The following is an 11,239-nucleotide window of genomic DNA, read 5'->3' as shown; positions in this document are numbered from 1 at the left end:
GCGAGCCGCTGCAACGCTTTGCCACCGGCAGGGTCAGTCCCTATCTGCGTCGCGAAACAAGAGGAAGAGCCATGAACGTCACCTTTGCCGACTCCCGCCCCACGGCATCGCCGGTGCTTGCATTCCCCGTGAAGAAGGATGCGGCCGGGACGATCTCGCTGCCTGGCATGGATGCCGAAGCAAGCGCGATCATCGCTGCTGCCGCTGCGGGGCAGCGGTTCAAGGGTGAAGCGGGTTCGGTTGCCGAGGCGTATGTAAGCTCCGGCCGGATATTAATGCTGGGCGTGGGTGAGGGCGACGACGCGGGCTATGAGCGGGCGGGAGGCGCGCTGACCGCTCGCCTGCTGACGTCAGGTGTGACGGAGGTGACCGCCGACCTCTCCGGAAGCACGGCCGTTGCCGCAGCACGGTTTGCAGCGGGTGCCGCTCAGCGGGCGTGGCGGTATGACGTTTATCGCACGAAGCTTGCCGAGGATGCGAAGCCGTCGCTCGCCAATGTCACCATCGTCGGCGCACCGGCCGATGCAAAGGAGGCGTGGGTGGCGCGTGATGCGGTTACGCAGGGTCTCGCGCTGACGAAGACGCTCGTCACCCTTCCGCCCAACATTCTTTACCCCGAAAGCTTCGTCGACCTGGTGACGAAGGAAGTCGACGGGCTCGGCCTTGAAGTGACCGTGCTGGACGAGGCGGCGATGCGGGAACTCGGCATGGGTGCGCTCCTTGGCGTGTCGCAAGGCTCCCGGCGCGAGGCGCGGCTACTAGCCTTGCGCTGGAACGGCGCGGGCGAAGGTGACCCCGCACTTGCGCTGGTCGGCAAGGGCGTAACGTTCGACACTGGCGGCATCTCCATCAAGCCTGCGGCCGGTATGGAGGACATGAAGTGGGACATGGGCGGTGCGGGCGCCGTCGCGGGCGCAATGAAGACGCTGGCGCTGCGCAAGGCAAAGGCGAACGTCATCGGCGTCATGGGCCTGGTGGAGAATATGCCCGACGGTAATGCGCAACGGCCCGGTGACGTGGTGACGTCGATGTCGGGGCAGACGATCGAGGTCATCAATACCGACGCAGAAGGCCGGCTGGTCCTGTGCGACTGCGTGACCTGGGTACAGCGCACCCACAAGGTGAAGACGATCGTCGACCTTGCAACGCTGACGGGCGCGATGATCATCAGCCTCGGCAACGAACAGGGCGGCCTCTTCGCCAACGATGATGGGCTGGCGGATCAGTTGCTGTCGGCGAGCAAGGCCAGCGGGGACGCCCTGTGGCGATTCCCGATGGGGCCTGCCTACGACAAGCTGATCGACAGCGCGATCGCCGACATGAAGAATGTCGGGCCGCGTGGCGGTGGCTCGATCACGGCCGCGCAGTTCATCAAACGGTTCGTCGAGGACGATGTTCGCTGGGCCCATCTGGATATCGCCGGCATGGTATGGTCTGAAAAGGATGGACCGACATGGGGCAAGGGCGCGACCGGCTTTGGTGTCCGGCTGCTCGACGCCTTCGTTGCCGACAATTTCGAGAAGTGATGGTCTGAGCACGGTGCAGGTCGACTTCTATCATCTGACCAGCATGCCGCTTGAGCGCGCGCTGCCGCGGATTGCGGAGCGCGTGCTCGAAAGCGGTGCGCGCCTGCTCATCGTGGCCGGCGACGATGCGCAGCGTGCCGCGCTCGATCGGTTGCTGTGGGAATATTCCAGCGACAGCTTCCTGCCGCACGGCTGCGAAGGCGGGGAGGAAGATGCTGACCAGCCCATCCTGATCGCGGGGGATGTGAATGCCGCAAACAATGCCCAGCATGTCGCTCTCGTAGACGGAAACTGGCGCGACGATGCGCTCGATTTCGACCGGGCCTTTCACTTCTTCGATGAGGAGCGGATTGCCGAGGCACGGGCTGCTTGGCGATCGCTGGGCGACCGTGACAATGTCGAACGGCGTTACTGGAAGCAGAATGACGCCGGGCGCTGGGAGCAGGCGGCATGACCGCGGAGCTTGGTCGGGTCTGAAGTCCCTGCGCGTCGGCGATCATGCCGACAGTTGCGCTGAACGCCGCTCACGGGTAACGGCGCCGCTGTTTCCGCACATCTTCAACTACAGGAGCGACCATCATGGCCGCCAATCGCACGTTTTCGATCATCAAGCCGGACGCCACCCGCCGCAACCTGACCGGCGCTGTCACCAAGATGCTGGAAGAGGCCGGGCTTCGCGTCGTCGCATCCAAGCGCATCCAGATGACCAAGGAGCAGGCAGAGGGCTTCTACGCGGTGCACAAGGAGCGCCCGTTCTTCAACGACCTGGTGTCGTTCATGATCTCGGGTCCGGTCGTCGTACAGGTTCTCGAGGGTGAGAACGCCGTGCAGCGCAACCGTGACATCATGGGCGCGACCAACCCGGAGAACGCAGCGCCGGGCACGATCCGCAAGGAACTCGCCGAGTCGATCGAAGCCAATTCGGTTCATGGTTCGGACTCGGATGAGAATGCGGCGATCGAGATCGCCTATTTCTTCAAGCCCGAAGAGATCGTCGGCTGAACTGATGACCGGGAACTGGCGGCTTCGTCGCGCCACTGCGGCTGATGCACAGGCCATGGCGATGATCGCGGCCGCCAGCTTCCTTGAAACGTTCGCCGGCATTCTGCCCGGCGCCGATATCGTTGCGCATTGCGCGCGCAACAGCTCGCCCGAGAAGTTCTCAGGATGGGCCGAAGATCCCGCAAGCATCTTGACCTTGGCAGAGCATCCCCAGGGGTTCGCGCCGGTCGGCTATACGGTCCTGACCACCCCGGACCTTCCCGTTGCGCAAACGCCCGGCGACATCGAGCTGCGCCGGATCTACGCCCTGTCGATCACGCGCGGAACCGGGCTTGGACATCATCTGATGGCTACCGCGATCGCTGATGCCCGTGCTTTGGGCGGACGACGCCTCCTGTTGGGCGTGCTGGACCGCAACCATCGCGCACGCACCTTCTACGAACGTGAGGGGTTCAGCCCAGTTGGTACCCGCCGCTTCAGCGTAGGTGCGGGCTGGTGCGATGACGTGATCTACGCGCGCTCGCTCTGACGTTTCAGTTCGTCTGCCCACAAGCGATCAACCGCTTTCGACGTTCCGCCGAGTTCGCGAACCCGCGCCGCCTCAAGCGAAAGGCTCCGCCCGCGCAGCAGGTTGCCACGGGTACGCCAGACGACCTCCACGATGGCGCTGCCGCTTCTCATTTCATTACCTGAGCGATAGCTGGCTGTCACGAGCACAGGCAGCCGCCCTTCACGACTGTCGGCGCCGCCATCCATCGCCTGCAGCACGGCGTCGGCAAACCAATCCTTCTCGATGCGTGCAGTGGCGGGGCTATTCGGGACGACTTTCAGTTGCGATGGAAAAGTGATTGTGGTCTCGAGCAGGTCGTGCCGGGGATCGACCAGTTCCACTTCGCTGCCATCGCGATTGAGCGACGCTTGCAAGGAGAAGCGCGCTTCCGCTGCGTTGGCCGCCACACGCTCGGCGGCCTTCTCTGCCGCAGAATGTCGCTTGTCGCTCCAGTTCATCCACAGCGTGAGCGCGCCGATGATGAGGCCGGAGACGGCGACCAGCTCCGCGAGCGAAATCCATCGCCGGCGAGTTGCAGCCTGATCCGGGGTTTCGCTCAACGCCCGCCCATTTCCAGCAGGCGTCGTGGCGCCGCCAGCTCCCAGCTCTGCGCGACTCGGTCCGCTACGCGCTCCCAATCCGTATCCGAACCGCCGACCCGCAACGCGACCCAGCCCGACGGGCCGAGATACGCGGGTTTGTAGTATAGGGCTGGATCGTTTTCGATCAGCATCGTCTGTTCATCGAGGCCGCTGGTCTTCACGACCACGGCTGTCTCACCATCCTGATGATGATCGTGCCAGAAATAGGCGAAGAACTTGCCGCCCTCGATGTAGAAGCCTGGGGAGCCGTGCGACGGGCGCTCGGCAGCCTCCGGCAGAGCGAGCGCGATGCCGCGCACCCGCTCAAGAGCCTCTTCAGGTGGGGTCAGCGTGTCAGCCATTCCGCCAGAACGCGCGGATAGAGCCGATGCTCCTCGTCAAGGACGCGCGCCGCCAATGTCTCCGGTGTGTCGCCGGATGTGATCGGTACACGTGCCTGACCCAGAACCGCCCCGCCATCCAGTTCTTCGGTGACGATATGCACGGAACAGCCCGCCTCCGCATCTCCTGCGGCAATGGCGCGGGCATGAGTGTCCAACCCCTTATACTTCGGCAGCAATGACGGGTGGATGTTGATGATCCGGTCGCGCCAACGGGCAACGAAGCCGTCGGAAAGCAGGCGCATATAGCCAGCCAGGGCGAGATATTCGGCGCCTGCCTCCCGCAACGCGGCGTCCAGCGCGGCCTCATAGGCTTGCTTGCCGACTTCCTTGGGCGACAGGGCGAATGTGGGGATGCCCTGCTCACGCGCCCAGACCAGCCCTTCCGCAGACGGGCGGTTCGATGCGACAACGACGACCTTATATGCCTCCGTCGCGTTGGCGACGAGCGACCGCATGTTCGATCCCCGGCCGGAGATCAGAACGCCGACGTTGGCAGTCACGCGTCGTGGCTCGCCCGCCACGGCGCGCGCGCGCTCCATGTTCCGGTCGACCCCGTCACGGTGCAGCCGCGCTCACCATTGATGATGCGCCCGATCTGGAACACCTGCTCACCGGCAGCGGTCAGTTCGGCCGCGACGGCATCGGCGGCTTCTGGCGCGGCGACGACCACCATGCCGATGCCGCAGTTGAAGGTGCGGGCCATTTCTTCCGGCTCGATCGTGCCTTGCGCCTGGAGAAAGGCCATCAGTCGGGATTGCGGCCATGCATCGGCATTCACCTCGGCGCGAACACCTTTCGGGAGGACGCGCGGGATATTCTCCAGCAAACCGCCGCCGGTGATATGCGCCAGGCCCTTCACGCGCCCAGCGCGCAGCAGCGGAAGAAGACTGCGGACATAGATGCGAGTCGGAGCCATCAGCGCATCGATCAGCAGCACCTCGGGATCGAACAATGCCGGTCGATCCAGCTTCCACGACTTGTCCGCCGCCAGACGCCGCACAAGGGAGAAGCCGTTCGAATGGACGCCGGAGGATGCGAGACCCAGCATCACGTCACCCTCCGCGATATCGCGGCCGGTGAGCACATGATCACGTTCCACCGCGCCGACGCAGAAGCCCGCGAGGTCATAATCTCCATCGGCGTACATGCCGGGCATCTCGGCCGTCTCGCCGCCGATCAGCGCGCAGCCGGCGATCTGGCAACCCTCCGCGATCGACGCGATTACCTGCTCCGCTACCTGCGGATCCAGTTTCCCCGACGCGTAATAATCCAGGAAGAACAGCGGCTCGGCACCCTGGACGATGAGGTCGTTGACGCACATCGCGACCAGGTCGATGCCGACGCCGGTATGACGGTTGTAGTCGATCGCCAGTTTAAGCTTGGTGCCGACGCCATCGTTCGCCGCGACCAGCAGCGGATCGGTAAAGCCCGCCGCCTTCAGGTCAAAGAACCCGCCGAAGCCACCAAGGTCGGCATCGGCCCCCGGTCGCCGGGTGGCGCGCGCCAGCGGCGCGATGGCCCGGACCAGTGCGTTGCCGGCGGCGATCGACACGCCCGCTTGCTCGTATGTGTACCCGCTGTCGCTCATGTGGAGCCGCCTAGCCACAACGCGCTTGGATTTCCACGCCTCCTTCGCCAAAAGACGCGTGATTATGCGTTTGAAGCCCTTGTTCCTCGTTCCTGCTGCCGCGGCGCTCGCGCTTGGTGCGGGGGTCGGTGTCGCCCAGATCGAGGGTGGCGGCAGAGGCGTGGCGCCCGTCGACAGCTCACGCGACTATGAGATTTCCGGCATTCGCGTTGATGTCGCGGCGAAGGATGCGGATGCCGCGCGCCTTGGCGGCTGGCGGGTGGCCCAGCGGAAGGCTTGGGCACAATTATCCCAGCGGCTTGGCGGCGGAAGCCGCACGCTCCCGGATTCGACGCTCGATTCGATCGTGAGCGGCATTGTTGTCGAGAATGAACAGATCGGGCCGACGCGCTATGTTGCCCGTCTGGGCGTGTTGTTCGATCGCAATCGAGCCGGCGCGATTCTCGGCATCTCCAATTACGTGATGCGTTCGCCGCCGATGGTGGTCATCCCGATTGTGTGGTCGGGCGGCGTGGCGACGGGATTTGAACAACGCACGCTCTGGCAGGAAGCGTGGGCGCGCTATCGAACTGGGGCGAGCGCGATCGACTATATCCGCCCGACCGGTAGCGGGCCTGATCCGCTGCTGCTGAACCTCGGCCAGACCCAGCGACCCGCTCGCGGATGGTGGCGTGCCGTTCTCAATCAATATGGCGGGTCGGACGTACTGATCCCGACGGTGAAGCTGTACCGCCAGTGGCCGGGTGGGCCGGTGGTTGGGGTGTTCCAGGCCCGCCAGGGCCCCGACAATCGGCTTCTTTCGCAATTCAGCCTGCGCGTCGGCAGCGTGGCCAGCGTTCCCGCCTTGCTTGATGCGGGTGTGAAGCGGATCGACGAGATCTACCAGCAAGCACTGCGCGCCGGGCTTCTCCGCAGCGATCCCGGCCTCTCCTACGTGCCACCGGAAGAGGTGCCGCAGGACGACGATGAAGCTGGCGAGACCGTCGTGACAGATACGCCGGTGGTCCCCACGGCCAATGTCTCGGTCCAGTTCGATACGCCCAATGTTGCGGCTGTTACGGCGACTGAGGCGGCGCTGCGCGGCGTGCCAGGCGTTTCCGCGGCGACGACCAGCAGCCTCGCGCTGGGCGGGGTATCGGTGGTGACGGTCGGGTATGTCGGGCCGCCTGAGGCGCTCAAGGCGGCGCTGGAGGCGCGTGGCTGGCAGGTATTCGGGTCGGGAACGACCATCCGCATCCGCCGCGCACCGCGTCTATTGCCGCAGGAGCTGGTGCCCGACAATGCGACCGCCGGATGAGGCATCGGCGACCAGCGGTGGTCGCATGATGAGCCAGATCGCCTTGCCGCTCGTCTGGCCCGCGGATCCCCGCGACGATGAGTTCCTGGTCACCGAATCGAACGCTCGCGCCGTCAGCGCGCTGGATCACTGGGCGACATGGCCGGTCATGACGTCGTTACTGGTCGGCCCGCGCAAGTCCGGCCGCAGCCTCCTGGCCCGCATATTCGCGGCCAAGAGCGGGGGAATGATCATCGACGACGCGCCGTTGCGCGAGGAGGACGAGCTTTTCCATGCCTGGAACGACGCGCAGGCATCCCGTCGCCCGCTGCTGCTGGTAAGCGATGCCGCGCCACCCGCGTGGGACATCGCCTTGCCCGACCTGCGGTCGCGGATAGCGGCAACTCCGCTCGCGGTGATCGGGCCGCCCGACGATGCGCTGCTTCGTGCGCTGCTGGAACGGGAATTCGCGCGTCGCGGCGTGGACGTGCGGTCTGACGTGCTCGACTGGTTGGTTATACGGATTGAACGCAGTCACGTCGCTGTCATGCGCACGGTCGATGCGCTTGATCAGGAGGTGATGGAACGCCGGAAGCGGTTGTCCATTCCCTTGGCCCGGGAGACGTTGCTGGCTGCAGCGTTGATCCCCTCAACACCGGAGCCGTGATGACCCGTTCCCTTCGCCAGGCCCGCCTCGACTCGGACGATGATCCCTTCGAGGAGCGCGACAATGAGCGCTATTTCAATCGCGAACTGTCGTGGCTGGCGTTCAATCGCCGCGTGCTGGAGGAGGCGTGCAACACCGAGCATCCGCTTCTCGAGCGGTTGCGGTTCCTGTCGATCTCTGGATCGAACCTCGACGAATTCTTCATGGTGCGCGTCGCCGGGCTGAAGGGGCAGCAACTGCTCGACGTGGAGGCCAGGTCAGCCGATGGCTTGACGCCCTCGCAGCAGCTGAGCGCGATCACGACGGAGGCAGACGCGCTGCTCGCCAGCCAGCAAAACGTATGGCGCGACATTCGTCACGCGTTGTCGGCGAGCGACATTGAGGTTCTTTCCTCCAGCCACATGGATTCGCGGCTCTCGCCCGAGGACATGGCATGGCTGGAGACGCATTTCCGCGAGCAGATTTTCCCCGTCATCACACCGCAGGCGCTCGACCCCGCGCATCCGTTCCCGTTCATTCCCAATGCCGGCCTGGGAGTGATGTTCGATCTGGTGCGCCTGTCAGATGACGAACCGATCCGCGAACTCGTGATCGTCCCCAACGGGATGGCGCGCTTCGTCAGGCTGCCTGGGGAGTCGGCACGCTATATTGCGGTCGAATCGATGCTGAAGCGGTTCTCGATCATGCTGTTCCCCGGTTACCGGGTGGACGGCGCCGCGGAATTTCGGGTGTTGCGAGACAGCGACATCGAGATCGAGGAGGAAGCGGAAGATCTCGTCCGCTATTTCGCCAATGCCATCAAGCGGCGGCGACGCGGGCGGGTCATCCGTCTGGAGCTGGAAACGGGCATGCCGGAATCGCTAGCCCGGGTACTGAAGGAAGAACTCGGCGAGCAGGCGCTCGTTACCGAATCCGGGTCGTTCCTGGGTATCGCTGATCTCGGCAAGATCGTTGACGAGGACCGCCCGGACCTGAAGTTCGTGCCCTTCACGCCACGGTTTCCCGAAAGAATTCGGGAGTTTGGCGGGGATTGCTTCGCGGCCATCAGCGCCAAGGACATCATCGTCCAGCACCCATATGAGACGTTCGACGTCGTGCTCGCCTTTCTGAAACAGGCGGCGAACGACCCCGATGTCGTTGCCATCAAGCAGACGCTGTACCGTGCGGGCAAACAGTCCGCCGTGATCAACGCGCTGATCCAGGCGGCTGAGGCGGGCAAGTCAGTGACCGCGGTGGTGGAGTTGAAGGCGCGGTTCGATGAGGAGCAGAACCTGCTCTGGGCGTCCGCGCTGGAGCGCGCCGGGGTTCAGGTGGTCTACGGCTTCATCGACTGGAAGACCCATGCGAAGGTCTCCATGGTGGTTCGTCGCGAGGCCGGGCAATTCCGGACCTACTGCCACTTTGGGACGGGCAATTATCACCCGGTCACGGCAAAAATATATACTGATCTCAGCTTCTTCACAGCCAATCCTGCGGTCGGACGGGATGCGGCCCGCCTATTCAACTACATCACTGGCTATGTCGAGCCGGAGGACATGGAGCGCATCGTATTGTCGCCGCGCTCACTCCGCGCCCGTTTGATCGAGGAGATCGACGCCGAGATCGCCCATGCACGCGCCGGACGACCGGCGACCATCTGGGCGAAGATGAACAGCCTGGTGGACCCAGCGATCATCGAGAAGCTCTATGAAGCGAGCGGGGCAGGGGTCCAGATCGACCTCGTCGTACGGGGCATCTGTTGCCTGCGCCCGCGCGTACCGGGGCTTTCCGAAAATATTCGGGTAAAATCCATCATAGGCCGTTTCCTTGAACACAGCCGTATCGCGATTTTCGGGAACGGGCAGACCCTCCCAAACGATGATGCGCATGTCTTCATTTCGTCAGCGGACTGGATGCCGCGCAACTTTGACCGCCGGGTCGAATATATGCTGCCGCTGGAGAGCGGCACCGTTCACGATCAGGTTCTCGATCAGGTGATGGTCGCCAATCTCATCGACACCGAGCAGAGCTGGGATTTGTACGCCGATGGCAGCTATCAGCGCGCAAGTATCGGCGATAAGCCGTTCAATCTCCACCGCTACTTCATGACGAACCCCTCCTTGTCAGGGCGCGGCGCCGCGCTTGCCGAAGGGGGCGAGGTACCGAAGCTCTCGCTGCGGCGCTGATGGTGAGGGAAGCGCGAACCGCCATCATCGACATCGGGTCGAACTCGATCCGTCTGGTCGTTTATCAGGGGCCTCGGCGCCTGCCGACCGTGCTGTTCAACGAGAAGGTGCTGGCGGGTCTCGGGCGCAGCCTCGCGAAGACAGGGGCTATCGACGGGCAGGCGATGGCGCTTGCTGGCACCGCGCTGTCGCGATTTGCGGCGCTGGCGCGTGAGATGGAGTGCGATGAAGTGCGGACCGTTGCGACTGCAGCGGTGCGTGATGCCGCCAATGGTGCGGAGTTGATCGCACTGGCGGCGAAAAACGGCCTGCCCGTCGAACTGCTATCGGGTGAAGAAGAGGCACGATCGGCCGGTTATGGGGTACTTTCGGCCATTCCCGATGCTGACGGCATTGTCGGTGATCTGGGGGGCGGCAGCCTTGAACTGGTGAGGGTCTGCAAGGGCCGTGTAGATGAGCATGCCTCTTTCCCGCTCGGGGTTCTTCGTCTTGCTGATCTGCGCGCAAAGGAAGGCTTTGATCGCCGCGTGGGCGCCGTCCTGCGTGATGCGGGTTGGTCGAATGCGGGTGCCGGCAAGCCATTCTACTTGGTCGGCGGGTCGTGGCGATCGCTGGCGAGGGTAGACATTCGGGATCGGGGTTATCCGCTGCCGATCCTTCATGGCTATGCCATGCCTCCCGCGCGCATTTCGTTGCTGCGGCGCAAGCTGCCCACGCTGGAGAAAGGCTGGTTCAGAAGCGTGCCGCATCTCTCGGGTGGTCGCGTCCCGACGCTTGGCGCCGCCGCTGATCTGCTTGATGTATTGCTGCCGGTGATTGGATCACGCGAGACCGTGGTGTCGGCTTTCGGGCTGCGCGAAGGCCTGTTGTATCGGCAATTGTCCCCGGCCGAGTCTCGACTGGATCCCTTGATTGTTGCCGCACGTGACGAGGGCCGGCACCGGGGACGGTTTCCCGAGCATGGCGATCTTCTGAACAACTGGATCTCACCCCTGTTTGTGGATGAGTCGCCAGCGGATGGGCGCTTGCGCCATGCGACATGCCTGCTGGCGGATACGAGCTGGCGGGCCAACCCGGAGTTCCGGGTTGCGTTGGGGATCGAGACAGCCCTGCATGGCAATTGGGTAGCGGTCGACGGGCGCGGGCGCGCCATGATGGCGGCCGCGCTGGCCGCGAGCCTGGGTGCGCAGCCGCCTTATCCTGATCCACTGCCCGCGCTCGCAAGCCCTGACGATCTTCAGCGGGCAACGTGCTGGGGGCTTGCGATCCGGCTGGCACAGCGACTGTCGGGCGGGGTCGCGGGCCCGCTCAAACGCAGCAGCATTCGCCGCGCGGAGGGCGCGGTCGAACTGGTCTGGCACGACGCAGACCGCGCGCTGTGCGGCGAATCGGTCGAGAAACGGCTGAAAGGGCTTGGTGCCGCGCTTGGGTTGCCGGTCGGGAGCCGACTAGCGGCTGCAGGCGCCTAGGTCGATCCTGC

General features: G+C 64.4%; 12 protein-coding genes. 8 read left to right on the top strand and 4 right to left on the bottom strand.

What is annotated here, in order from left to right; all coding sequences use genetic code 11:
• Window positions 1–71: 71 nt before the first annotated feature.
• The 4 genes from ACH0BU_RS03850 to ACH0BU_RS03835 all read left to right on the top strand — a co-directional run bounded on the left by ACH0BU_RS03850 (window position 72) and on the right by ACH0BU_RS03835 (window position 3,057).
• A complete protein-coding gene (locus ACH0BU_RS03850; protein ID WP_296219301.1) occupies window positions 72–1,526 on the top strand; it encodes a leucyl aminopeptidase in 1,455 nt (484 codons plus the stop codon).
• 13 nt (window positions 1,527–1,539) lie between these two features.
• Window positions 1,540–1,980, top strand: coding sequence for a DNA polymerase III subunit chi (locus ACH0BU_RS03845; protein ID WP_296219299.1), 441 nt, complete (start codon window positions 1,540–1,542; stop codon window positions 1,978–1,980).
• A 125-nt stretch (window positions 1,981–2,105) separates the two neighbouring features.
• Entirely contained in the window at window positions 2,106–2,528 is a 423-nt protein-coding gene (gene ndk / locus ACH0BU_RS03840; protein WP_046410620.1) for a nucleoside-diphosphate kinase, read from the top strand.
• A 55-nt stretch (window positions 2,529–2,583) separates the two neighbouring features.
• Entirely contained in the window at window positions 2,584–3,057 is a 474-nt protein-coding gene (locus tag ACH0BU_RS03835) for a GNAT family N-acetyltransferase (RefSeq protein WP_241212539.1), read from the top strand.
• On the opposite strand, the gene ACH0BU_RS03830 is transcribed toward ACH0BU_RS03835, so the two are convergent.
• From ACH0BU_RS03830 to purM, 4 genes are read right to left on the bottom strand one after another with little or no spacing between them, the layout of a single operon-like run.
• Window positions 3,039–3,638: a hypothetical protein gene (locus ACH0BU_RS03830; RefSeq protein WP_125944963.1), complete on the bottom strand. Its 600-nt coding sequence runs from the start codon at window positions 3,636–3,638 to the stop codon at window positions 3,039–3,041. The genes ACH0BU_RS03835 and ACH0BU_RS03830 overlap by 19 nt on opposite strands.
• Window positions 3,635–4,021, bottom strand: coding sequence for an MmcQ/YjbR family DNA-binding protein (locus tag ACH0BU_RS03825; RefSeq protein ID WP_314469871.1), 387 nt, complete (start codon window positions 4,019–4,021; stop codon window positions 3,635–3,637). Before ACH0BU_RS03825 ends, ACH0BU_RS03830 begins: the two co-directional genes overlap by 4 nt.
• Complete coding sequence (gene purN / locus ACH0BU_RS03820) at window positions 4,006–4,518, bottom strand: phosphoribosylglycinamide formyltransferase (RefSeq protein ID WP_500263814.1); 513 nt, start codon at window positions 4,516–4,518, stop codon at window positions 4,006–4,008. Before purN ends, ACH0BU_RS03825 begins: the two co-directional genes overlap by 16 nt.
• A gap of 41 nt (window positions 4,519–4,559) precedes the next feature.
• Window positions 4,560–5,651: a phosphoribosylformylglycinamidine cyclo-ligase gene (gene purM, locus ACH0BU_RS03815; protein ID WP_296222346.1), complete on the bottom strand. Its 1,092-nt coding sequence runs from the start codon at window positions 5,649–5,651 to the stop codon at window positions 4,560–4,562.
• Between the two features lie 64 nt (window positions 5,652–5,715).
• On the opposite strand from purM, the gene ACH0BU_RS03810 reads away from it, so the two are divergent.
• The 4 genes from ACH0BU_RS03810 to ACH0BU_RS03795 are packed head-to-tail and all read left to right on the top strand — an operon-like array spanning window position 5,716 to window position 11,228.
• Complete coding sequence (locus ACH0BU_RS03810) at window positions 5,716–6,948, top strand: heavy-metal-associated domain-containing protein (protein WP_296222348.1); 1,233 nt, start codon at window positions 5,716–5,718, stop codon at window positions 6,946–6,948.
• Window positions 6,949–6,976: 28 nt separating this feature from the next.
• Window positions 6,977–7,594: an HdaA/DnaA family protein gene (locus ACH0BU_RS03805; RefSeq protein WP_296222353.1), complete on the top strand. Its 618-nt coding sequence runs from the start codon at window positions 6,977–6,979 to the stop codon at window positions 7,592–7,594.
• A complete protein-coding gene (locus ACH0BU_RS03800) occupies window positions 7,594–9,759 on the top strand; it encodes an RNA degradosome polyphosphate kinase (RefSeq protein ID WP_500263783.1) in 2,166 nt (721 codons plus the stop codon). The genes ACH0BU_RS03805 and ACH0BU_RS03800 overlap by 1 nt, the downstream gene beginning before the upstream one ends.
• The gene (locus ACH0BU_RS03795) at window positions 9,759–11,228 is read left to right on the top strand and encodes a Ppx/GppA family phosphatase (protein WP_296220215.1); all 1,470 of its coding nucleotides are present in this window, start codon (window positions 9,759–9,761) and stop codon (window positions 11,226–11,228) included. Before ACH0BU_RS03800 ends, ACH0BU_RS03795 begins: the two co-directional genes overlap by 1 nt.
• Window positions 11,229–11,239 lie beyond the last annotated feature (11 nt).

Origin of the sequence: Sphingomonas olei, assembly GCF_045369765.1 — a bacterium.
GTDB classification, from domain to species: domain Bacteria; phylum Pseudomonadota; class Alphaproteobacteria; order Sphingomonadales; family Sphingomonadaceae; genus Sphingomonas; species Sphingomonas panaciterrae.
Note: the sequence above shows the minus strand (reverse complement) of the source record. Positions and strands in the feature narration are given on the sequence as shown.